The sequence below is a fragment of the Enterobacter cloacae complex sp. IR5402 genome (genome assembly GCF_049238125.1).
GTDB lineage: Bacteria > Pseudomonadota > Gammaproteobacteria > Enterobacterales > Enterobacteriaceae > Enterobacter > Enterobacter hormaechei_C.
The window spans coordinates 148,933-172,625 of the sequence record NZ_JBMKHO010000006.1 but is presented as its reverse complement, the minus strand read 5'-3'; the positions used below and the strand labels follow the sequence as shown (position 1 = coordinate 172,625).

General features: G+C 55.3%; 23 protein-coding genes and 1 other RNA gene. 12 read left to right on the top strand and 12 right to left on the bottom strand.

Features of this window, described 5'->3' with window-relative positions; translation table 11 throughout:
- The first annotated feature begins 431 nt into the window (after positions 1-431).
- From ACOTXL_RS12765 to ACOTXL_RS12715, 11 genes are all read left to right on the top strand, one after another.
- Positions 432-1,730, top strand: a complete 1,299-nt coding sequence (locus ACOTXL_RS12765; RefSeq protein ID WP_003862634.1) for an MFS transporter — start codon at positions 432-434, stop codon at positions 1,728-1,730.
- Between the two features lie 197 nt (positions 1,731-1,927).
- Positions 1,928-2,704, top strand: a complete 777-nt coding sequence (gene exuR, locus ACOTXL_RS12760; protein WP_003862635.1) for a transcriptional regulator ExuR — start codon at positions 1,928-1,930, stop codon at positions 2,702-2,704.
- Positions 2,705-3,046: 342 nt separating this feature from the next.
- Positions 3,047-3,709 carry a DedA family general envelope maintenance protein YqjA gene (gene yqjA, locus ACOTXL_RS12755; RefSeq protein WP_003862638.1) on the top strand — a complete coding sequence of 221 codons (663 nt, stop codon included), beginning with the start codon at positions 3,047-3,049 and terminating at the stop codon, positions 3,707-3,709.
- Between the two features lie 2 nt (positions 3,710-3,711).
- Positions 3,712-4,095 carry an EnvZ/OmpR regulon moderator MzrA gene (gene mzrA / locus ACOTXL_RS12750; protein ID WP_045350486.1) on the top strand — a complete coding sequence of 128 codons (384 nt, stop codon included), beginning with the start codon at positions 3,712-3,714 and terminating at the stop codon, positions 4,093-4,095.
- Between the two features lie 143 nt (positions 4,096-4,238).
- A complete protein-coding gene (locus ACOTXL_RS12745; protein ID WP_003862642.1) occupies positions 4,239-4,607 on the top strand; it encodes a DUF1090 domain-containing protein in 369 nt (122 codons plus the stop codon).
- Positions 4,608-4,636: 29 nt separating this feature from the next.
- On the top strand, positions 4,637-4,942 hold the full coding sequence (locus ACOTXL_RS12740) for a DUF883 family protein (protein WP_003862645.1): 306 nt from the start codon (positions 4,637-4,639) through the stop codon (positions 4,940-4,942).
- A gap of 2 nt (positions 4,943-4,944) precedes the next feature.
- Entirely contained in the window at positions 4,945-5,343 is a 399-nt protein-coding gene (locus ACOTXL_RS12735) for a phage holin family protein (RefSeq protein WP_045350487.1), read from the top strand.
- Entirely contained in the window at positions 5,340-5,636 is a 297-nt protein-coding gene (locus ACOTXL_RS12730; RefSeq protein WP_003862649.1) for a YqjK-like family protein, read from the top strand. The genes ACOTXL_RS12735 and ACOTXL_RS12730 overlap by 4 nt, the downstream gene beginning before the upstream one ends.
- Before the next feature lie 253 nt (positions 5,637-5,889).
- Positions 5,890-6,282: a DoxX family protein gene (locus tag ACOTXL_RS12725; protein WP_003862651.1), complete on the top strand. Its 393-nt coding sequence runs from the start codon at positions 5,890-5,892 to the stop codon at positions 6,280-6,282.
- A 72-nt stretch (positions 6,283-6,354) separates the two neighbouring features.
- The gene (locus tag ACOTXL_RS12720) at positions 6,355-7,341 is read left to right on the top strand and encodes a glutathione S-transferase family protein (RefSeq protein WP_003862653.1); all 987 of its coding nucleotides are present in this window, start codon (positions 6,355-6,357) and stop codon (positions 7,339-7,341) included.
- 106 nt (positions 7,342-7,447) lie between these two features.
- On the top strand, positions 7,448-7,813 hold the full coding sequence (locus tag ACOTXL_RS12715) for a DUF805 domain-containing protein (protein WP_000384149.1): 366 nt from the start codon (positions 7,448-7,450) through the stop codon (positions 7,811-7,813).
- Between the two features lie 38 nt (positions 7,814-7,851).
- Here ACOTXL_RS12715 and yhaJ read toward each other — a convergent pair whose 3' ends face one another.
- A complete protein-coding gene (gene yhaJ / locus ACOTXL_RS12710) occupies positions 7,852-8,754 on the bottom strand; it encodes a DNA-binding transcriptional regulator YhaJ (protein ID WP_003862655.1) in 903 nt (300 codons plus the stop codon).
- 104 nt (positions 8,755-8,858) lie between these two features.
- On the opposite strand from yhaJ, the gene ACOTXL_RS12705 reads away from it, so the two are divergent.
- Entirely contained in the window at positions 8,859-9,560 is a 702-nt protein-coding gene (locus ACOTXL_RS12705) for a pirin family protein (RefSeq protein ID WP_045350488.1), read from the top strand.
- A gap of 79 nt (positions 9,561-9,639) precedes the next feature.
- Here the strand turns inward: ACOTXL_RS12705 and ACOTXL_RS12700 are convergent, their stop codons facing one another.
- The 11 genes from ACOTXL_RS12700 to garL form a co-directional block, all read right to left on the bottom strand.
- Complete coding sequence (locus ACOTXL_RS12700; protein WP_022651889.1) at positions 9,640-10,944, bottom strand: serine dehydratase subunit alpha family protein; 1,305 nt, start codon at positions 10,942-10,944, stop codon at positions 9,640-9,642.
- Between the two features lie 20 nt (positions 10,945-10,964).
- Positions 10,965-12,296, bottom strand: a complete 1,332-nt coding sequence (locus tag ACOTXL_RS12695) for an amino acid permease (RefSeq protein ID WP_022649483.1) — start codon at positions 12,294-12,296, stop codon at positions 10,965-10,967.
- 274 nt (positions 12,297-12,570) lie between these two features.
- Positions 12,571-14,865: a formate C-acetyltransferase gene (pflB, locus tag ACOTXL_RS12690; protein ID WP_045350489.1), complete on the bottom strand. Its 2,295-nt coding sequence runs from the start codon at positions 14,863-14,865 to the stop codon at positions 12,571-12,573.
- A gap of 15 nt (positions 14,866-14,880) precedes the next feature.
- The gene (tdcD, locus tag ACOTXL_RS12685) at positions 14,881-16,089 is read right to left on the bottom strand and encodes a propionate kinase (RefSeq protein WP_022651900.1); all 1,209 of its coding nucleotides are present in this window, start codon (positions 16,087-16,089) and stop codon (positions 14,881-14,883) included.
- A gap of 30 nt (positions 16,090-16,119) precedes the next feature.
- Positions 16,120-17,451 carry a threonine/serine transporter TdcC gene (gene tdcC / locus ACOTXL_RS12680; RefSeq protein WP_003862666.1) on the bottom strand — a complete coding sequence of 444 codons (1,332 nt, stop codon included), beginning with the start codon at positions 17,449-17,451 and terminating at the stop codon, positions 16,120-16,122.
- 10 nt (positions 17,452-17,461) lie between these two features.
- Positions 17,462-18,451 (bottom strand): bifunctional threonine ammonia-lyase/L-serine ammonia-lyase TdcB, encoded by a 990-nt coding sequence (gene tdcB / locus ACOTXL_RS12675; protein ID WP_022651901.1) that lies wholly within the window; start codon positions 18,449-18,451, stop codon positions 17,462-17,464.
- Between the two features lie 96 nt (positions 18,452-18,547).
- Positions 18,548-19,468: a transcriptional regulator TdcA gene (gene tdcA, locus ACOTXL_RS12670; protein WP_045350490.1), complete on the bottom strand. Its 921-nt coding sequence runs from the start codon at positions 19,466-19,468 to the stop codon at positions 18,548-18,550.
- A gap of 672 nt (positions 19,469-20,140) precedes the next feature.
- An RNA gene (rnpB, locus tag ACOTXL_RS12665) (RNase P RNA component class A) lies at positions 20,141-20,517 on the bottom strand.
- Between the two features lie 32 nt (positions 20,518-20,549).
- Positions 20,550-21,695 (bottom strand): glycerate 2-kinase, encoded by a 1,146-nt coding sequence (gene garK / locus ACOTXL_RS12660; RefSeq protein WP_003862672.1) that lies wholly within the window; start codon positions 21,693-21,695, stop codon positions 20,550-20,552.
- Positions 21,696-21,751: 56 nt separating this feature from the next.
- Complete coding sequence (gene garR / locus ACOTXL_RS12655; protein WP_032660438.1) at positions 21,752-22,642, bottom strand: 2-hydroxy-3-oxopropionate reductase; 891 nt, start codon at positions 22,640-22,642, stop codon at positions 21,752-21,754.
- A gap of 21 nt (positions 22,643-22,663) precedes the next feature.
- Entirely contained in the window at positions 22,664-23,434 is a 771-nt protein-coding gene (garL, locus tag ACOTXL_RS12650; protein WP_003862676.1) for a 2-dehydro-3-deoxyglucarate aldolase, read from the bottom strand.
- Positions 23,435-23,693: the final 259 nt, after the last annotated feature.

Below are 23,693 nucleotides of genomic sequence, written 5' to 3'. Positions count from 1 at the left end.
ATGCTGCAAAGTTATCACACCAATTTCCAGAGTCCGACGTTTTTTTCGTGAGTTAGATCAATAAACGTCTACAAATAAATTACCCTCAAAGGGGTAAACCCTCTCCCAGGCCGCGTCAGTTCTGGCTTTGCGCGTGCCGCATAATGTCCCTACAAAGATTCACACTTTTGTGATGTCACTCACCTTTTAAAGTTGTATGACAAGTTATCTTTTCGCCGTCGCAAACTATAAGCCGACGGAATGCATTACCGGTGTTTGATACATCGGATTTAACGGTACGGAAGCCGACTTAGCACGATTACTTATGGCAAGGTTCGGGCCGTTCCGGGACAGGTTCCCGGTTACGCCCCTCCCGTTACAGAACAGCTCCCGGCAACGGTTGAGTTGTTGCCGTGTCCCGACACGGAAATAACATAACGATGAGGTTTTACATGCGTAAAATTAAAGGGTTACGTTGGTACATGATCGCACTGGTGACGCTCGGCACCGTGCTGGGCTACCTGACACGTAACACCGTGGCAGCAGCGGCGCCAACGTTGATGGAAGAGTTACATATCTCCACGCAGCAATACTCTTACATCATTGCGGCTTACTCTGCCGCTTACACCGTAATGCAGCCTGTTGCAGGTTATGTTCTTGATATTCTGGGTACAAAAATTGGTTATGCCTTCTTTGCTGTAGCCTGGGCCGTCTTCTGTGGGGCGACCGCGCTGGCCGGCAGCTGGGGCGGACTGGCGCTGGCGCGTGGTGCGGTAGGTGCTGCCGAAGCGGCGATGATCCCCGCGGGTCTGAAAGCCAGCTCTGAATGGTTCCCGGCAAAAGAGCGTTCTATCGCTGTCGGTTACTTCAACGTGGGCTCCTCCATCGGGGCGATGATTGCTCCGCCACTGGTGGTGTGGGCGATTGTGATGCACAGCTGGCAGATGGCGTTCATCATCTCCGGTGTGCTGAGCTTTGCCTGGGCCATGGCGTGGCTGATTTTCTATAAACACCCGCGCGACCAGAAAAAGCTGTCTGACGAAGAACGTGACTACATTATTAATGGTCAGGAATCCCAGCATCAGACCGACAACGGCAAAAAGATGTCCGTCTGGCAGATCCTGGGCACCCGTCAGTTCTGGGGTATCGCCCTGCCACGCTTCCTGGCAGAACCGGCCTGGGGTACGTTTAACGCCTGGATCCCACTGTTCATGTTTAAAGTGTACGGCTTTAACCTGAAAGAGATCGCGATGTTCGCCTGGATGCCAATGCTGTTTGCAGACCTGGGCTGTATCGTCGGCGGCTACCTGCCACCGCTGTTCCAGCGCTGGTTTGGCGTGAACCTGATTGTGTCCCGTAAGATGGTGGTCACCATGGGCGCCCTGCTGATGATCGGCCCGGGTATGATCGGCCTGTTCACCAGCCCTTACGTGGCTATCGCCCTGCTGTGTATCGGGGGCTTTGCTCACCAGTCTCTGTCCGGTGCGCTGATTACGCTCTCGTCCGACGTGTTTGGTCGTAACGAAGTCGCCACCGCCAACGGCCTGACCGGGATGGCCGCCTGGACCGCAAGTACCCTGTTTGCGCTGGTGGTCGGCGCGCTGGCGGATACGATTGGTTTCAGCCCACTGTTCGCGGTACTGGCTGTCTTCGACCTGTTGGGTGCGGTGGTTATCTGGACGGTGCTGAAAAGCAAATCCGCAGATGAACTTGCGAAAGAGTCCCTCGGGGGACCGGCGACGCAGAGTTAGCGTTGTTGTGCCGGGTGGCGGCTCCGCCTTACCCGGCCTACAAAATCCAATAAAATAGTAGGTCGGGTAAGCGTAGCGCCACCCGGCAAGAACGACGCAAAAGCCGCCTCCGGGCGGCTTTTTTGATGGCGAAATCTGGAGACTGGCACGCAAAAGTGGTATAACAAATCATTCGCCGTACCCTGCCTGGAGCGCATATGGAAATCACCGAATCACGTCGTTTATATCAACAACTTGCCGCCGAGCTGAAAGATCGCATCGAGCAAGGGGTCTATCTTGTCGGTGATAAACTTCCCGCTGAGCGTTTCATTGCGGATGAAAAAAGCGTCAGCCGCACGGTGGTCCGCGAAGCCATCATCATGCTGGAAGTGGAAGGGTATGTTGAGGTACGCAAAGGTTCCGGCATTCATGTGATTTCCAGCCAGGCGAAACACTCCCCCACCCCGGACGAAAGTCTGGAGTTTGCCAGCTACGGTCCGTTTGAGCTTCTCCAGGCTCGCCAGCTGATTGAAAGCAACATTGCGGAATTTGCTGCGACGCAGGTGACCAAGCAGGACATCATGAAGCTGATGGAAATCCAGGATCACGCGCGTAAAGAAAAATGTTTCCGCGATTCTGAATGGGACCTGCAATTCCACGTCCAGGTCGCCCTTGCGACTCAGAACACGGCGCTGGCGGCAATCGTTGAAAAAATGTGGACTCAGCGCGTTCACAACCCGTACTGGAAGAAATTGCACGATCACATTGATTCCCGCACGGTAGATAACTGGTGTGACGATCACGACCAGATTCTTAAGGCCCTGATTCGTAAAGATCCGCATGCGGCGAAACTGGCAATGTGGCAGCATCTGGAGAACACCAAACAGATGCTGTTTAATGAAACAAGTGATGACTTTGAATTTAACGCTGACCGCTATCTTTTTGCCGATAATCCGGTCGTTCACCTCGATACCGCGACCAATCTCGCAAAATAACGCCCCGAACTGCTGGCAGGCGCACCGCCGCGCCTTCCGGCCAGACAGGGTAAGAAAACCTCTATAGTGTCAGCCTTTGTAAAATTTCTCGCTCCCCTCCGTGGCTTACGCCAAAATCGTGTTTCCCCTCAAATTCTGTGACGCAGAACGTCGGGCTTTGTTACAATTGGATTCACTTCGTTATTTTGTAAGTTAGTGCTTGCTAACCAGCCAATTAACAGGGAACAGTGTTGGCCACACATCAATGTGTCCGCGAGCGACCATAATGAAATCATAACAATGTCGCCGTGCTGTATTTCCCGAATTACAGGCGTGACGTTAACCGATTTCCAGGAACACTGAATGGAACTTTTGACCCAACTACTGAACGCCCTCTGGGCTCAGGATTTCGAAACGCTGGCCAACCCGTCCATGATTGGCATGCTCTACTTTGTATTATTTATGATCCTGTTCCTTGAGAACGGTCTGCTGCCTGCTGCCTTTTTACCGGGCGACAGCCTGCTGGTACTGGTCGGGGTGCTTTGTGCAAAAGGGGCGATGGCTTTCCCGCAAACGGTCCTGCTTTTAACCATTGCCGCCAGCCTGGGCTGCTGGGTGAGTTACATTCAGGGGCGATGGCTGGGTAACACGCGAATCGTTCAGAACTGGCTTTCGCACCTTCCGGCCCATTACCACCAGCGAGCGCACCACCTTTTCCATAAGCATGGGCTTTCCGCCTTGCTGATCGGCCGCTTTATCGCATTCGTACGCACCCTACTGCCCACCATTGCGGGCCTGTCCGGCCTGAGCAGCACGCGCTTCCAGTTCTTTAACTGGATGAGCGGCTTGCTGTGGGTGCTGATCCTGACCACGCTCGGCTACGCGCTGGGTAAAACGCCGGTCTTTATGAAATACGAAGACCAACTGATGTCTTGCCTGATGCTGCTGCCCGTCGTTCTGCTGGTGTTTGGCCTGGTCGGGTCCCTGGTCGTACTGTGGAAGAAGAAATACGGGGCCAGGGGTTAACGATGGTTATCTCCCCGCTCGCGCTGCGCCGCTTCTCTTACGCCATCGTCGCGCTGATGATGTTCAGCGCTCTTATCCTGCTGTGGTCTGCGCTACAGCATCAGGAGTCGACGCTGGCTATCCGTCCTGTGAGCCAGGGAACCAGCGTGCCGGATGGTTTTTCCATCTGGCATCATCTCGACGCAAACGGGATCCGCTTTAAGAGCATCACGCCGCAAAACGATGTACTACTGATAAAATTTGACTCCAGTGCGCAAAGCGCCGCGGCGAAAGCCGTGCTGGACCGCACGCTGCCGCAGGGTTACATCATTGCGCAACAGGATGATGACAGCCACGTCGCCTCCTGGATGTCACGGTTACGCGACACGTCGCATCGATTTGGTTAACGACTAATATTCCGAATATTTTCACCTACTTTGGTGAAACTCCCGTTTACTTACTATGCTTAAGTACGCGGAGCACCCCTCAGATGTTCTCCGCTTAGTTCTGGAACACGGCTTACGCCGTAACACAATGGAAGGTTTCTATAATGAAATACCGCATCACCCTGGCTCTGGCCCTTTTTTCTTTAAGCACAGCTTCCTTCGCTATGTCTCTTTGTCAGGAGAAAGAACAGGATATCCAACGCGAAATCAGTTATGCCGAAAAGCATAACAATCAGCACCGGATCGACGGACTGAAAAAAGCGTTGCGCGAAGTGAAAGACAACTGTACGGACAGCAAGCTGCGTGCCGATCATCAGGAAAAAATCGCTGAACAGAAGGACGAGATAGCCGAGCGCCGTCAAGACCTGCAAGAAGCGAAAGAGAAAGGTGATGCGGAAAAAATTGCCAAGCGCGAGAGGAAGTTGCAAGAGGCGCAGGACGAACTGAAAGCGCTGGAAGCTCGCGATTATTGAGTTAACGGAAATCTCAACAGGAGAGAATCATGTCAAAAGATACAACTTCAGAAAATCTGCGCGCTGAACTGAAATCCCTGGCGGACACCCTGGAAGAGGTGCTGAACTCTTCTGCCGATAAATCGAAAGAAGAAGTCAGCAAACTGCGCAGCAAAGCGGAGCAGGCACTGAAAGAGAGCCGTTACCGTCTGGGTGAAACCGGTGATGCGCTGGCGAAACAGACCCGCGAAGCGGCTGCGCGCGCAGACGAATATGTACGTGATAATCCATGGACGGGTGTGGGTATTGGCGCCGCAGTGGGTGTGGTGCTGGGTGTCCTGCTGACGCGTCGTTGATTATGGAAGATCCACGTCACGCACAAGGGCCTGCTAAAAAGGTCCTCGGCATTGGCCAGCGTATTCTTACGACGCTGGTCGGGATTGCCGAAACGCGCGTCCGGCTTGCGGTAGTGGAGCTGGAAGAGGAGAAAGCCAACCTCTTCCAGATGCTGCTCATGCTTGGGCTTACGATGCTCTTTGCCGCGTTTGGTCTGATGAGCCTGATGGTGTTAATCATCTGGGCTATCGATCCACAGTATCGTCTGAACGCGATGATTGCGACTACCGTGGTTCTGCTGGTGGCGGCGCTGATAGGCGGTATCTGGACCCTGCATAAAGCGCGCACGTCGACCTTCCTGCGTCATACGCGCCAGGAGCTGGCCAACGACCGCGCCCTGCTGGAGGATGATAAGTCGTGAGCGACAAAGCCGAACGTCAAAAGCGGAAAGCGTATCTGTTGAGCCAAATCCAGCAGCAGCGACTGGATCTGTCTGCCAGCCGTCGCGACTGGGTTGAAGCCACGCATCGGTTTGACCGCGGCTGGAACACGGTCCTGAGCCTGCGTTCATGGGCGCTGGTCGGCAGCAGCGTGATGGCGATCTGGTCGGTTCGGCATCCTAACATGCTGATCCGCTGGGCACGTCGCGGCTTTGGCGCCTGGAGCGCCTGGCGTCTGGTGAAAACCACGCTGCGACAGCAGCAGTTGCGGTGAAAAAAGCAAAACGGTAACCCTGGTTACCGTTTTTTGTTTTTGCCCCCTCTCCCTGTGGGAGAGGGATGGGGTGAGGGCACCAGCCCTCACGCTCCCTTACTCAATATCTTTGAAGAAGATTAACAGTTTTCCTTGCTAACAATTGCCATCCGCCCCGTTTACACTCCTCTCCATCGACAGCAAAGACGCGGTATCTACCCGAATTTGCACGCAAATAACGTTTAGCCGCTGATGTGGTTTCCTGGAGAGTAAAATGAAAAAATTAGAAGATGTTGGTGTACTGGTAGCGCGTATTCTGATGCCAATTCTGTTCATCACCGCAGGCTGGGGCAAAATTACCGGCTATGCGGGCACTCAGCAGTATATGGAAGCGATGGGCGTGCCGGGGTTCCTGCTGCCACTGACCATTCTGCTTGAGTTCGGCGGCGGCCTGGCAGTGCTGTTCGGTTTCCTGACACGCACCACGGCGCTGTTCACCGCAGGCTTTACCCTGCTGACCGCGTTCATCTTCCACAGCAACTTTGCGGAAGGCGTGAACTCCCTAATGTTCATGAAAAACCTGACCATCGCGGGTGGCTTCCTGCTGCTGGCTATCACGGGCCCGGGCGCCTACAGCATCGACCGTCTTCTGAATAAGAAGTGGTAAGCACGCTATACTGATTACATTCAAAGCGAGGAGACATCTCCTCGCTTTTGCTATCTGACGGAGGAGAAAAAAATGGGACAACTCGTAGACGGCGTCTGGCAGGATGTCTGGTATGACACCAAATCCACCGGTGGACGCTTTAAGCGCTCTGTTTCGGCCTTCCGTAACTGGCTGACCGCCGACGGCGCACCCGGCCCGAGCGGCGAAGGCGGCTTCGCGGCGGAGAAAGATCGTTATCATCTGTACGTTTCTCTCGCCTGTCCGTGGGCGCACCGCACGCTGATTGTGCGCAAGCTTAAAGGCCTCGAATCGTTAATTCCGGTTTCGGTGGTCAACCCGCTGATGCTGGAAAACGGCTGGACGTTCGACAGTGACTTCCCTGCCGCGACGGGTGATGAGCTTTATCATCACGATTTCCTGTATCAGCTCTATCTGCGCGCCGATCCGCACTACACCGGACGCGTAACGGTGCCGGTGCTGTGGGACAAGAAAAACCAGACGATCGTCAGCAATGAATCCGCTGAAATCATTCGCATGTTCAATACCGCGTTTGACGCGCACGGCGCCCGCGCCGGGGATTACTACCCGGTTGAGCTGCGCGAGAAAATTGACGAGCTGAACGGCTGGATCTACGACAACGTCAACAACGGCGTCTATAAAGCGGGCTTTGCCACCAGTCAGGAAGCGTACGACGAAGCGGTCGGCAACGTGTTTGGATCCCTGGAGCGCCTGGAGCAGATCCTCGGCCAGCATCGTTATTTAACGGGCGATCGCCTCACCGAAGCAGACATCCGCCTGTGGACGACGCTGATCCGCTTCGATCCGGTGTATGTCACCCACTTCAAGTGCGACAAGCATCGCATCAGCGATTATCTGAACCTGCACGGTTTCCTGCGCGACATCTATCAGATGCCGGGGATTGCGGAGACGGTCAATTTTGACCATATTCGCACCCATTATTTCCGCAGTCATAAGACCATCAACCCAACGGGCATTATCTCCATTGGCCCGTGGCAGGACCTGGATGAACCGCACGGGCGCGACGTGCGTTTCGGATAATTATTTAGGGAATCAATTGATTCCCTTTTTTAATTCACAGCATACATCTATCCTTACCTCGATCGCTTAGAAAACAAGTGATTGACTGATTAAGAGGCAAGGAAAAATGGACTGGTATTTAAAGGTACTGCGCAACTATTTTGGTTTTGGTGGCCGTGCCCGCCGTAAAGAGTACTGGATGTTCGTTCTGGTGAACTTCGTCCTGATTATGGTGCTGGGCATTGTGGACAAGATCCTCGGCTGGGAACGCGAGGGGGGTGAAGGCATTCTCACCACCATTTATGGTGTGTTAGTTCTGCTGCCTTCATGGGCCGTACTGTTTCGTCGTCTCCACGACACCGATCGTTCGGCGTGGTGGCTGCTGTTGCTGTTGATCCCGCTTATCGGCTGGATCGTGATTTTGATTTTCAACTGTCAGAGCGGAACGCCGGGCGAAAACCGCTTTGGTCCGGATCCTAAGGCAAGCGCGTAAATTCTGCCCGGTGGCGCTTACGCTTACCGGGCCTACGCTTATTTGTTGTGGTGGGCAAAGAGCTTGGGAATTTCACGCAAACACCACGATTTGGCTTCGCCCATGCTATCGCGACGCCACGCCATAATAATATCCACTTCGCTGGTGTATTCCGGGCTGACGACGCGCAGCCGCCCTTCTGCAATGTCCTTTTCGACAAACGGGTACGGCATAGTCGCCACGCCCAGCCCCGCCAGGAGCGCCTGACGCTTATCTTCCAGCGACGTTACCGTCAGTCGCGGCTGTTTATCCAGCAACTGTACCGTTAACACCGGGCGCTCTCGGGCGGTATCCGCGACCGCCACGCCGCGGTATTTCACGCGCGTGACCTCAGAGAGCGGCTCCGGCTCCTGATGGATAGGGTGATCCGGCGCGGCGACGTAGACGTTCATCACGCTGTAGAGCTTGCGCGAATTGATTTCTGACGATGAGCGGAAATGCATGTCTGGCGCAATCACGATATCCGCCCTGCCCGTCTCAAGACGCTCCCATGCCCCGGCCAGCACCTCGGTGATGATCGACAGCTGGGTATTGGCTTTCGCGGCCAGTCTGTCCACCAGCGGAAACAGCGCTTCGGTGGGCACCAGCGCTTCGGTCACTAACGTCAGATGGGTTTCCCAGCCGCGGGCCAGCGCTTCGGCATCGGTCGTCAGCTTATCCGCCGCTTCCAGCAATACGCGGCCGCGCTCCAGCAGCATCCGCCCAACGTTGGTGAATTTTGTTCGATGACCGGAGCGATCGAAGAGCACAACATCCAGCTCCTCTTCCAGCTTTTGCATGGTGTAGCTCAGCGCAGACGGAACGCGCCCCAGTTCATCTGCCGCCGCGGCAAAACTGCCGCGCCTGTCAATCGCGTCCATGACGCGAAGCGCCTCAAGCGTCAATGCTCTCTCTTTAGCCATCTCGTTCTCATTCAGGAAATTTGAACATACCAGGCAGAATATCTGGCTAACAATGCAGCGTCCATACCTTTACCATTGATTTAGTGTAAAGAGAGGTCAAGTTTATGATTACGACAAGAACAGCGAAACAGTGCGGACAAGCCGATTTCGGTTGGTTGCAGGCCCGCTACACCTTTTCCTTTGGACACTACTTTGACCCTAAACTCCTCGGTTACGCTTCACTGCGTGTATTGAATCAGGAAGTGCTCGCCCCGGGCGCGTCCTTCCAGCCGCGCACGTACCCGAAAGTCGATATCCTGAACCTGATCCTGGAAGGCGAGGCAGAATACCGCGATAGCGAGGGCAATCATGTACAGGCGAAGGCTGGCGAGGCGCTGTTAATTTCCACGCAGCCAGGTATTAGCTACAGCGAGCATAACCTCAGCAAAGATAAAACGCTGACCCGCATGCAGCTGTGGCTGGATGCCTGTCCGGAGCGGGAAAATCCGCTGGTGCAAAAGATCGATCTGAAGGGCGATCAACAGCAGCTGATTGCCTCGCCAGACGGCAGCAAAGGCAGCTTGCAGTTACGCCAGCAGGTGTGGCTGCACCATATCGAACTGAAAAAAGATGAACAGGCGAGCTTCCAGCTTCATGGCCCGCGAGCCTATTTGCAGTCCATTCACGGAACGGTGCATGCGGTCACGCATACGGAAGAGAAAGAAGCGCTCACCTGCGGTGACGGGGCGTTTATTCGTGACGAAGCGAATATCACTCTGGTTGCCGATACGCCGCTGCGCGCGCTGTTGATTGATTTGCCGGTTTAAGATCAACACGCCCCTCGCTCGATCGGTTCCCTCTCCCTATGGGAGAGGGTTAGGGTGAGGGGTAACGGATTGGATTAGATCACAACACCTTACTCGCCATAATCTCAATGATCTGCCGGTCCGTCGCCTGCATTGAGCGGCACGCCAGAGCGCACAGGTTAGAGATCGACTGTTCCACGTCGTGCGCCACAATCCCCTCGTTACCCGTCACCGCAGTATCATCCAGCGCCATCATCACGGCTTTCCAGGCGCTGGTGACGCTGGTCGAGACCTTCATTGCACAGCTGTTAGAAGCCCCATCGCAGATCATCCCGCTCACGTCGCCGATCATACTGCCGATCGCCATGGCAATGGTCTGGTAAGATCCGCCCATCAGCCACGCCATCCCCGCCGCTGCCCCCATTCCGGCGGTTGTCGCCGCGCACAACGCGGACAAGCGCGGAAGCTGGTAATGGATATAGATAGCCGACAGATGCGAGAGCATCAGCGCCCGCGCCAGCCGTTCGTCATCAGCCTGAACGTGCTCAGCCACCACCACTACCGGCATGGTGGCGGTGATGCCCTGATTCCCGGAACCCGAGTTGCTCATCGCTGGCAGCGTCGCGCCTCCCATGCGGGCATCCGAGGCTGCGCTGGTGCGGATAATAATGTCTGAACCCAGATCCTGCGCCATCCAGCCGCGTGCGCGCTGTTTATTGAGCGTCGCGCCAATATGCAGCCCCCAGTTGCCACGCAAACCTTCGCGGGAGAGCGCATCGTTCAGCCGCCCCGCATCGAGGATAAAGCGGATCGCGTCGAACGGCACCTGCTCCACAAACTCAAGGATCTGTGACAGCGTGGTGGTCGAGAGTACCGCCAGCGGATCGTCGTTGTTCTGGCTCTGACGATCGTCAAGCCTGAAGCACGTTTCGCCCTGACAAACTACCTCCACCACGCGAGTGTGCCCGCCAGCGATGGTCACCATCGCCGAGGATTCACCGGCGTAAACGCAGGCGCGTGAATAAAGGATCTCATCGCACGGCTCCTGCAATTTTACCTGCACCAGACCCGCGTTCAGCAATGCTTTGGCGCGCGTTAGCGCCTCGGCCGACGCGTCTTTCAACACCTCCAGCCCGGCGTGTGCATTACCGCCTGTCGCCCCCAGCGCGGCCGCGATGGGTAAACCGACCATACCGGTGCCGGGCACCGTTACGCCAAGCCCGTTTTTCATCAGGTTCGGCGATACCCACGCCTCGATACGCGTTACCTCACCGGAAAGCTGTCCGGCAGCCATCGCACACGCCAGCGCCAGCGAGACGGGTTCGGTACAGCCCAGCGCAGGCTTTACCTCTTCCTGCACGGCGCGAATAAAATGGTTCCATAAAGGATTAATTTGCTCAGACATCGTTACGACCTTATTTAACCTCATGAGAAGGCGAGGAAAGGAGAAACACAAAGCAGCAGCCCGGTAATTACGATAATTACCAGCGATACGCCTTTATATTTATGAAGTGCGGGCACTTTGTAGACCAGCCACGCCGGAATTAAGCAGCCCACCATCCCGAAAATAGGGCTACAGATGGAGGTGAAGCTCAGCACCGGCGCGTTTAATACAATCGCGCTCCAGGCCAGCAGGATGGCGAACAGCATAATCCCGCGCTGGACGGCATTTTCATTGATTTTTTCCGCCGGCATTTTGCGGCGCAGGATGTTCATTACGATGCCCTGCGTCGCCTCACGAAAGCCGAGATAGACGCCAAAGAACGCGGTCATCACGGCGAAAATGTTGAGGATCACGCTGACGATTTTGACCCAGCCCGCACCGTCACCGCTGATGAACTGTGCTGCGATTGCCAGGGCGGAAATATTCTGCTCGTAGGCTTTTACCGCCTCGTCGTGCCCCATCGCCAGCGTAAAGGAGACCGCGTAGAAAAAGACCGTCACAAACAGCACGCCAAAGGCGATATTCATTGCCCGCAGCGCTTTATGACGCGCCACCTCTACGGATTTTTCCCGTGAACGATAGGAAATCACCATCGGGCTTAAAGTCTGAATAAACAGAATGGAGGTTAAGGTGAAAGGCAGCGTAATAATGGCGTTTTTAATCAGCAGCCCCATCGGCGGCAGCATACCGACGTTGGCTAAATGCCAGAGCCCAATCATCGAAAGACCCAGCGCCGCCACTACAAATAATTTGGTCAGCACCATCAGGCTGGAGACTTTAAACAGCAGTTTTTCACCGCGCGACGAGATAGCGACCAGAATGCAGATCAGGAATAAGCCGTAGAACGGATTTTCCGACAGCAAACCGTCGGTTACGCCGAAGGTGTGCAAATAGGAGGCGCTGTCGTTGGTGATAGCCGTGGAATAGACAAACATCCAGATCACCAGCATCACGAAATAAAGCGCACCCAATAAGATGCCCCAGTTTTTACCTAAATAACCGCTAATGACGCTCGGGTAATCTTTGCATTCCGGTGATTCCGCCAGCGTATTAATAAACAGGCGCTGGAACAGGTACATAGCCGGATAACCAATTATCGACGAGAGTAAAAACACCCACAGCCCCATTAACCCGACCTGCACCGGAAGAAAAACGATGCCCGCGCCGATAGCCATCCCGATACTCATGATGACCCAGCCCGTATCGGTGCTGTCAAATTTGATCGCCTCTCGCCATTCGCTTTCGCTCATTCCCGCCCGCCTTGCCGCAGGGGAATCACTCACAATCACACTGCTGTTTGTTGCCATATTCATTGGGCACTCGCTTATTTTGTAGGGTAACTGGTTGTTTTTATAAGGTTCCGATCGCCAGCGATTGCGAGTCAGAGGGTGCAGGTGTGAGTTATTGATATGGGGAGATCATATCCGGAGAGCGGGAGAAAAAAGTCACAATTTTTATAGGGATTTCATAAGGCGCGAGGAAAATATTACTTCTGAACAGCAGAAAAGAGAGTGAGTTTTCTAAAATCGACCGAGTTCACAAAATTAAAAGCCTCCTCATTAGAGGAGGCTTAAGATGGAGCCTGCATTACATCGCCTGCGTAAACGTCCTCGAAATCACATCCTGCTGCTGCTCGCGCGTCAGAGCATTAAACCGCACCGCATAGCCTGAAACGCGGATCGTCAGGTTCGGATAGTTCTCCGGATGGGCGATGGCATCCAGCAGCATCTCCCTGTTCATCACGTTGACGTTCAGGTGCTGACCGCCCTCAATGGTCGCTTCGTGGTGGAAGTATCCGTCCAGCAGCCCGACAAGGTTGGTTTTGCGCACCGGCTCGTCCTTGCCCAGTGCCTGCGGCACGATGGAGAAGGTGTAGGAAATCCCGTCTTTGGCATAGGTGAACGGCAGCTTGGCGACCGAGGTTAACGACGCCACCGCCCCTTTTCTGTCGCGCCCGTGCATCGGGTTGGCGCCAGGCGCAAACGGCGTGCCGCCGCGACGTCCGTCCGGCGTGTTGCCGGTCTTCTGGCCGTAAACCACGTTGGAGGTAATAGTCAGGATCGACTGAGTCGGCACCGCGTTGCGATACGTCGGCAGCGCCTGGATCTTCTTCATAAATCGCTCCACCAGGTCGCAGGCGATGCTGTCCACGCGATCGTCATTATTGCCGTACTGCGGATAGTCCCCTTCTATGACGAAGTCCACCGCCAGGCCGGTGTGGTCGCGCACTGGTTTCACCGTGGCGTATTTAATCGCCGACAGGGAATCCGCCGCCACCGACAGCCCGGCAATGCCGCAGGCCATGGTGCGATAGACGTCACGATCGTGCAGCGCCATCAGCGACGCTTCGTAGCTGTACTTATCATGCATGTAGTGAATGAGATTCAGCGCGCTGATGTACTGCACCGCCAGCCAGTCCATGAAGTGATCGAGGCTCGCCATTACGGTGTCGTAATCCAGTACCTCATCCAGCAGCGGCTCGGTTTTCGGACCGACCTGGATCTTCAGCTTCTCATCCACCCCGCCGTTGATTGCGTACAGCAGCGTTTTCGCAAGGTTGGCGCGTGCGCCGAAGAACTGCATCTGCTTGCCGATCACCATCGGGCTGACGCAGCAGGCAATGGCGTAGTCGTCGCTGTTGAAGTCGGTGCGCATCAGATCGTCGTTCTCGTATTGCAGCGAGGAGGTGACGATCGACACCTGTGCGGCGTATTTCTTGAACGCGATCGGCAGTTTTTCGGACCAGAGGATCGTCAGGTTTGGCTCCGGCGCAGGCCCCATGGTGTGCAGGGTATGCAGGTAGCGGAAGCTGTTTTTAGTCACCAGCGTGCGCCCGTCCAGCCCCATGCCGCCAATCACTTCCGTGGCCCAGATCGGATCGCCGGAGAAGAGCGTGTCGAACTCCGGCGTGCGCAGGAAGCGCACCATGCGGATCTTCATGATGAAGTGGTCGATCAGCTCCTGGGCCTGCACCTCATTCAGCCTTCCTGCCTGCATGTCGCGTTCAATGTAGATATCGAGGAACGAGGCCGTGCGCCCCAGCGACATCGCCCCGCCGTTCTGGGATTTCACTGCGGCAAGGTAGGCAAAGTAGACCCACTGCACCGCTTCCTGCGCATTCATCGCCGGACGTGAAATATCAAAGCCATAGTTCGTCGCCATCTGCTGGATCTGCAGCAGCGCACGTTTATGCTCCGCCAGCTCCTCGCGCAGGCGGATCGTGGCCTCCAGTTCTTCTCCGCGCTCCAGTTTCCCCTGGAGATCGGCGAACTGAAGTTCACGCTCGCGCACCAGATAGCTGATGCCGTACAGCGCCACGCGGCGGTAGTCGCCGATGATGCGTCCGCGCCCGTAGCCGTCCGGCAGACCGGTCAGTACCCCCGATTTGCGGCAGCGCATCATCTCCGGGGAGTAAACGTCAAACACGCCCTGGTTGTGGGTTTTGCGCAGGTCTGTGAAGAGATATTCAAACTGCGGATCCATCTCGCGACCGTAGGCTTCGAACGAGCTGCGGATCATGTTGATCCCGCCGTACGGATGCAGGGCGCGCTTGAGCGGCTTGTCGGTTTGCAGGCCGACGATCGTCTCCAGCTCCTGATCAATATAGCCCGGCCCGTGCGCGGTAATGGTAGTGGCGATGTTGGTGTCGAAATCCACCGGAGCGTGGGTGGCATTCTCCTGACGAATGCCGACCATCACCTTCTGCCACAGCGCCGTCGTTGCTGGCGTCGCCTGCGCGAGGAAAGCTTCATCGCCTTCATAAGGGGTGTAGTTATGCTGAATAAAATCGCGCACGTTGATGGCGTTTTTCCATTCTTCACCACGAAACCCGGCCCATGCGTCGCTGTAGGGCGCGACGCCCGTATCGATTGTTACTTTCATCAGATTCTCGCTTTATCAGGCGTAAGCCGCAGCCGGAGTAACCTTCCCAAGACGGAGGGCGTCCAGCGCGATCATTTTTTCTTCATTGGTAGGGATCACCGCGCAGGCCGCGCGGGACGACTCGGTGGAGATCACGCGCTCGCCCGCGCTGCCCGGCAGGGCATTTTTGGACTCGTCGAGGATGATGCCAAACACCTTCAGATGCTCCGCCACCAGCGCGCGGATAAGCACGGAGTTCTCACCGATCCCGCCGGTAAACACCACGCCATCCAGACGGTGCAGGGACGCGGCATGACCGGCGATATGCCGCGCAATCCGGTGGACAAAGGTCTTTATTGCCAGCCGCGCCCGCTCGTTGCCGTCATGCCAGGCTTTCTCCAGCGCGCGCAAATCGGAGGAGATACCGGAGATCCCCAGCAGCCCGGACTCTTTGTTGACCACGCGCTCCAGATCCTCGAACGACTGGCCCGTCTGCCGGGCAATCCACGCCATCGCGCCAAAATCCACGTCTCCGCAGCGCGTGCCCATCACCAGTCCTTCAAGCGGCGTCATCCCCATGGACGTGTCCACGCTTACGCCGTTACGCACCGCGCAGATGGACGCCCCGTTGCCGAGATGGGCAATCACCAGGCCGCTGTCATCGGGAGAGAGCCCGAAAAGCGCGTGCGCCTGCGCCGACACATAGCGGTGAGAGGTGCCATGGAAACCGTAGCGGCGCACGCCCAGCTCTTCAAAATAGCGGTACGGCAAGCCGTACAGATACGCCTGCGGCGGCATGGTCTGGTGGAAGCTGGTATCAAATACCGCCACCTGCTGCACGCCGGGGAACAGGCGCTCGGCGGCTTCCACGCCGCTCAGGTTGGCGTAGTTATGCAGCGGCGCCAGCGGGGAGACCTGGCGGATCTGCGCCATCACCTCTTCCGTGATCAGGGTCGACTCGCTGAAGAGGTCACCGCCGTGGGCAATGCGATGGCCAATCAAAGCCACGCTGCCCATCAGGTTGCGTTTCTCCAGCTCCAGGGCAATGGCGGCCAGCGCCCCTTCGTAGTCCTGGTGAGCCAGTCTGACCGGCTCACCCCCATTCACGGAAATAAAGGCTTTTTCTGTGTTGATGCCGTCCGCAATGCCCGTCATCAGGGCATCGCAGCTTGCGGCGTCCAGCACCGAGAACTTAACAGAGGACGATCCGCAGTTAATGACCAGTACTACCGGAAACTCAATCATGGTATGGCTCCGCTCTTCCTGAGCTTTGGTTTAAAACAGTTTGTACACGATGTTCAGAATGGTCAGCAGACCGACCACGGTTACGAAGATGTTCTCGGTCCGGCCTTTGTATTTCGCCAGCGCCGGTGCCTTGCGGATGGCGTACATCGGCAGCAGGCACAGCAGAGAGGCGATAATTGGCGCGCCCATGGCTTCAATGAGGTCCAGAATGTTCGGGTTGGCGTAGGCCACAATCCAGGTGGAGCCCATGATGAAGACCATGCTGATGGTGTTCAGCTTGCCGACGGAGACGTTCTTCTTGTCGCCCTTGTAGCCGAACTTGATGATCAGGCCGTTCAGCCCCTCCAGCGTGCCCAGATAGTGGCCGAAGAAGGATTTAAAGATAGCGACCAGCGCGATGATGGACGCGCCGTACTCCAGCACGGTGGCGAACGTGGATTTACTGCCTGACATCGACGCAAAGTGGTTCGCCAGGTAAGAGAGCACCGGAATGTTCTGCGCTTTGGCGTCCGCCATGTTCTGCGGAGAGAGTGTAAACAGGCAGCTAAAGGCGAAGAACATCACCACCGCCACCATCAGCAGGCTGGCGCGACCGATGATTTTGGAACATTTCTGCTCGGTAAACTCTTTCCCGAACTCCGGTTCGTACTCTTCGCGCTTGGAGACCACAAACGAGGAGACGATAGGCGAGAAGTTGAAGGAGAAGACCATGATGGAGATCCCCAGCCACACCGTGACCAGAATGCCGTCATGACCGGTGAAGGCGATATCGCTCAGGTTAACCTGGTCGATCACCGCCGAGTTCCAGTACGGGATCAGCGAGAGAGAAATCAACACCAGGCTGGCGATGAACGGGAACACCAGGTAGCTCATCACTTTCACCATCAGGTCTTTACCGAACCAGATAACAAAGGCCATCAGCAGCAGCAGGAACAGCGCCACCACGCCGCGGTTCAGGGCGGGCATCTGGAGCTGGTTTTCCCAGAAGGTCATAAAGGTGTTGGTAATGGTGACGCCGTAAATCCACAGCAGCGGGCAAATGGCAAAGAAGTAGAGGAAGGTGATTACCACCCCGCCGGTCTTACCAAAATGCTCCTCCACCGTTTCGGTGATGTTGCCGGAGACGTTACTGCCGGACAAACACAGACGCGCCAGCGCGCGGTGGCAGTAAAAGGCAATCGGGAACGCGAGTACCAGCATCAGCAGGATGGGGATCAAGCCGCCAAAGCCTGCACGGATAGGGAAGAACAGCACGCCTGCGCCAATGGCGGTACCAAACAGGCCGAGCGTCCAGGTGGTATCAGATTTACGCCAGGAGGACGTTTTTGTCTGGCCAACGATAATGCTTTCTGTGTTGCTCATAAGTCATCCTTTATGCGTCAACGAAGCCGGTAATTTGGGAAACACGGGAGAGATCGATATTGCCGCCGGAAATAATGCAGACGGTTTTACGGCCCTGGATATAGTGGTCCAGCTTGCCGCTTAATAACGCCGCGCACGCCAGTGCGCCAGCACCTTCCGTGACCACTTTATTTCGCTGGATAAGCGCGATCATGCTGTTGCGAATCTCGTCTTCGCTGACCAGCACAATGTCATCGACTAATTCACGAACGATTTCGAAGGTTAAATTACCCGGGCGAGACACGTCGCAACCGTCTGCTAATGTGCCGGTAATGCGGTGGTTCGTTATTTCACCGGCCTGATACGATGCCGCCATTCCGTGCACGTTTTCAGACTGCACGCCGATAATATTGATAGTTGGGTTGATGGATTTAATTGCTGTCGCAATACCGGCAATTAAACCGCCGCCGCCGATGGGGACAATCACGTTATCCACGTCATATAAATCTTCGAGGATCTCCAGGCCGATGGTGCCCTGACCGGCGATCACTTTCGGATCGTCGTAAGGCGGGATAAAAATGCGCCCTTCCATCTCGACGATTTCGCTCACTTTGGCGATGGTGTCGTTAAAGTTCTCGCCGTGTAGCACCACTTCGGCAGAGTAGTCGCGCGTGGCGGCAACCTTGGATTTCGGCGCGCCCATCGGCATCACTACTTTGCCGTCGATGCCGAGCATGGCGCAGGAGAGAGAGACCCCCTGCGCGTGGTTCCCTGCGGAACAGGCCACCACGCCCTTGCGTTTTTCCGCATCGGTCAGCGAGCTTAATTTATTAAACGCCCCACGTATTTTAAACGAACCGGTACGCTGCATATTTTCAAATTTCAGGAATATCTCACCCTTACACCGTTCGCTCAGATAATTTGAGCGCGGCATACCGGTTTTATAGATCTTTCCCGCCAGTCTTTTTCTGGCGTCCTGAATATCTTCAATGGTCACCGGGAGATCGTAAGTAATGTGCATAATATCCTCGTTATAATAATTCATTGTTTTCAGGCAAAGTCAGGGTAACAGAGCGTTAAAAAGCGTCGCTCCGGGTGTTTTAAATCATCATTATTTCTATCGTCGTTTTTCGGTATTCATCGACGAATATTGTTTTGCCAGTTCAACTAATACTGACGCCGATTTTTTAATACTGTAATTTTTTGACCACACGGCGGCATAACGCGCCACGGGTAATTCATCTTCCAGCGGCAGGACAATGAACTGGTCCGAGCCGAATGGCGCAATCATGTCACGGGGGATCACCGTCAGGTAATCGGCATTGAGTACAAGGTTATAGATGGTGACGACGGAATCGGTCTGGACGATGTTTTCAATGCTGATGTGGTTGTCTTGCAGGGTGGTCAGAAGTTCGTTGTAGTAGCCCATATCGGTTTGCGGCATCACCCACTGCTCGTGCGTAAGCGATGCCAGTCTGGTCGGGCCGGTGCACGTTCGTGATTTACTCGCCACCAGCACAAACTCGGATTCAAACAGTGGCTCAACGTGAAGATCCTGAAGCTGCATCCCGTCGCTCAGCGTACCGATGGCGAAATCCAGCCGGCCATCGCGAATGGCGGGCAGGAATGAAGAGAGCTGCGCTTCATACATTGAGACGCGTGCCTTCGGGAACACTTCCTTGAATTTTTTGATCATCCCGGACAGGAAGGTGAAGCCAATCAGCGACGGATAGCCGAAGGAGACGTCCATGACGGTACTGAAACTGAGGCTGTTGATCTCGCTTACCATGTTTTTCATTTCGCGGGTGATCGACTCAGCGTAGGACAGCAGCACCTGACCGGCAGCAGTGAGTTTTACGCCGGTGTTTTTACGCACCATCACTTCCACCCCAAAGTAAGATTCGATGTCGCTGATGATTTTGCTGACGGCAGGTTGCGTCAGCCCCAGTTGTCTTGCAGCAGAACCTATGGAGCCACTTTTGATGACTTCCTGAAATACCACGAGGTGCTGAGTTTTCGGTAGAATAATAGTATTCATAATATTCTGCGCTTATTTCCCTATGACGCAGCGGATTCTACCCAATATTGTTTTAGGGGGTATGTGCTGTTACTCACAATTTGCCAGGACGCTCTGTTTTCAGTCGCACCAGAAAACTATTTATATGTTTATAAATCAAAGCTTTATCACAATAAAAATACGCATTTACGCTGACATTGATCAATAAAAAACGCGGTAATAAATTTATTTTATGGCAATAACCAGCGTGAATTTTTTTGCCTTAAAAATATTAATAAAGGCTATCTTTCAGGCAATTTAAGGTTAATAAAACACCATTATTCCTTTAAAACATTTTTGTGGTTTATCAACTTTACCAGGAGTATTTATTCACTTTCCGGTTAAAGAGTGGGATATATCACACATTCACCAGAAGAATGTTTTTAGATTCAATATTAAATTATCAAATGAATAACATTCGGCATCACTGACTAAACATTTACAACATCTGCTCAACACTAAATTTTTCTAATTTTATAGCGTTAAATTTTGTGATTACGATCATGCGCAGCAGATGAGAGGAACACGCAGCCGAACAAATAGTGAAACGTGCTTAGCGTCGCAAAATTGAGAATTGATGTCGTTTGGCGCTTCGCTTACCCGACCTGCAACCTTCAGAAAGCAAAAACCCCGCCGAAGCGGGGTTTCGTAAGAAGTTGAAGCTGACCGATAAGCCGGGTTCTGTCGTGGACAGTCATTCATCTAGGCCAGCAATCGCTCACTGGCTCAAGCAGCCTACCCGGGTTCAGTACGGGCCGTACCATGTGAACCCCTATTTGGCCTTGCTCCGGGTGGAGTTTACCGTGCCACGGACTGTTACCAGCCGCGCGGTGCGCTCTTACCGCACCCTTTCACCCTTACCTGATCCCGCTTGCGCGGGCCATCGGCGGTTTGCTCTCTGTTGCACTGGTCGTGGGTTTCCCCCCCAGGCGTTACCTGGCACCCTGCCCTGTGGAGCCCGGACTTTCCTCCCCTCCGCCCGTCTCCCCCGAAAGGGACGACGACGAAGCGGCGACTGTCTGGTCAGCTTCGGCGCGCAGTATAGAGGGTTTGCGCGCCGCTGTCACCCCTGGCTACGCATGCCTACCTGTAATGTGGCCGCGATATTCCGCGAGGCGCGGTAAATGTTGTCATACGCTCCCTGGAACGCCTCTTCCAGTGAGCCGATGCGGGTCAGTACGCTGAACACCGCATCGATGCCGTACTGATGCACCACACCCACATCCTGCGTCAGACTTCCGGCAATCCCTATCACTGGCTTATGGTATTTTTTGGCGACGCTCGCCACGCCGACGGGCACTTTGCCATTTATGCTCTGGCTGTCGATGCGCCCTTCCCCCGTCAGCACCCACGTGCAGTCGTGAATATGTTCTTCAAGATTGAGCGCCTGAGTGACAATCTCAATGCCGCTTTTCAGCTCTGCGCCCAGGAAGGCCATCAGCGCCGCGCCCATGCCGCCCGCCGCTCCTGCCCCCGGAACCCGGTTGACGTCAATGCGCAGCGTTTTTTTGATCACTTCGGCATAGTGGCTAAGACTGGCGTCGAGTTCGAGGATCATCTCCTCCGTGGCGCCTTTTTGCGGTCCAAAGATACGCGACGCGCCGCTTTCACCGACCAGCGGATTCGTCACGTCACAGGCGACACGGATTGCGCACCCCTGAAGACGCGGATCGAGATCCGAAATATCAATCCGGTTAAGCGCCATCAGGCTGCCGCCGCCGTAGCCGATCTCCGTCCCGTTCGCATCCGTAAACTTCGCGCCCAGCGCCTGCATCATGCCTGCGCCCCCATCGTTGGTTGCGCTCCCGCCGATACCGATAATGATGTTGCGCGCGCCTTTATCCAGCGCGCGGAGGATCAGCTCCCCCGTCCCGCGCGACGTCGTGACCAGCGGGTTACGCTGCGCGGGAGGAACAAGCACCAGGCCGCTGGCGGCGGCCATCTCGATAAACGCGGTGGTACCGTCGCCCGAGATCCCCCAGCTGGCCTTCACCTTTTCCCCTAACGGGCCGGTGACGACAGCCTGCTGCCAGGTGCCCTGCGTCGCGGCGATCATCGCTTCAACCGTACCTTCTCCGCCGTCAGCAACGGGAACAGACACGTAATGAGCGTCGGGGAAAATTTCCCGAAATCCTTTTTCTATCGCCTGCGCCACCTCAGTGGCAGACAGGCTTTCTTTATAAGAGTCTGGCGCGATTACGATTTTCATAGTTGTATGCCTGAGCCGTAGGCCCGGTAAGCGTAACGCCACCGGGCGGGACGTCATTAGCGAGCAATTTCAACCTTCGCCAGCTTTTCGTAATAGCACGCTAACGCGCTATGATCGGCGGTGCCCAGACCATCCGCACGCAGCGCCTGCATCATCTCCATGACGGCGGCAGTCAGCGGCAGCTGCGCCCCCACGCCGTGGGAGGTATCCAGCGCATTCGCCAGATCCTTAATGTGCAGATCGATGCGGAAGCCCGGCCTGAAGTTACGATCCATCACCATCGGCGCCTTGGCATCCAGCACGGTGCTGCCCGCAAGACCACCGCGAATAGCCTGATAGACCAGATCCGGATTAACGCCCGCTTTGGTGGCCAGCGTTAGCGCCTCCGACATAGCCGCGATGTTCAACGCCACAATCACCTGGTTTGCCAGCTTGGTGACGTTGCCTGCGCCAATTTCACCGGTGTGCACCACGGAGCCAGCCATGGCTTTCATCAGGTCGTAGTATTTGTCGAACACGGCTTTATCGCCCCCTACCATCACCGACAGGGTGCCGTCGATGGCTTTCGGTTCGCCGCCGCTGACCGGCGCATCCAGCATCTCCACGCCCTTCGCTTTCAGCTCCTCGCTGATTTCGCGGCTTGCCAGCGGTGCGATAGAACTCATGTCGATCACCACCAGACCCGGCTTCGCGCCATCGATAATGCCGTTCTCACCCAGCGCCACCTCTTTCACGTGCGGGGAGTTTGGCAGCATGGTGATAATCACGTCGCACTGCTCAGCAATCGCTTTTGCGGTTGTCGCCGTTTCTGCGCCAGCCGCAATCACCTCTGCCACCGCGTCTGAATTACGATCTAAAACCACCAGTGAGTAACCTGCTTTGATGAGGTTTTTGCTCATTGGTTTGCCCATGATACCCAGGCCAATAAAACCCACTTTCAGCGTCATAATCTGTTTCCTCAATGATGGTTATTTTTTAAAAGCGTCCGCTAATTTCTGCGTGGCGGCGCGGAATACGCCGAGATCGCTGCCCACGGCGACAAACGTTGCGCCCCACTCCAGGTAGCGGCGGGCATCGGCTTCCACTGGCGCCAGAATGCCGCACGGTTTACCGTGCGCTTTGGCACGGGCAAAAATGTGCTGAATTGCGCGCTGCACGTCCGGATGGCTGGCGTTGCCCAGATGACCAAAGGCGGCCGCCAGATCGCTCGGGCCGACGAAAATGCCGTCTACCCCCTCCGTCGCGGCAATAGCGTCGACGTTATCGACCCCCTGCTGGCTCTCGATCTGAACCAGAATGGTGATGTTCTTGTTGGACTGGGCGAAATAGTCCGGCACGGTGCCAAACATGTTGGCGCGGTGCGAGACGGACACGCCGCGGATCCCTTCCGGTGGATAGCGGGTCGCCGCCACGGCCAGCACCGCTTCTTCTTCCGTTTCAACAAACGGGATCAGGAAGTTGTAGAAGCCGATATCCAGCAGACGCTTGATGATCACCGGCTCGTTGGTGGGTACACGCACCACCGGCGCGCTGTGGCTGCCTTTCAGCGCCATCAGCTGCGGAATAAACGTGTTGATATCGTTTGGCGCATGTTCGCCGTCCAGCACCAGCCAGTCGAACCCGGCCAGGCCCAGCACTTCGGTGCTGATGGGGTTGGCCAGCGCAGACCAGCAGCCAATCTGAATCTGGTGCGCCGCGAGGGCCGCTTTAAACTTATTCGGGAAGATGTCGTTACTCATTACTTATACCTTTTTTAATTCCGCAGTTTTAGCCAGTAGCTTTTCTTATTTATTCCGACTCAGCGTCAGCGTTATATTTATTTTCCTGACTGAATTTTGGCGTTATAAAATCGTCATTCAGTATAATCGTCACCACCCGGCAATACATTGTTTCAATGCTCAATTATCCAACGGGAGTAGCACGCTATTTTGAGCATATGCCCAATGCAGTGGGCGCTGATGCACAGAATCAACGATTAGTGGTTCGGGAGCGATCGCG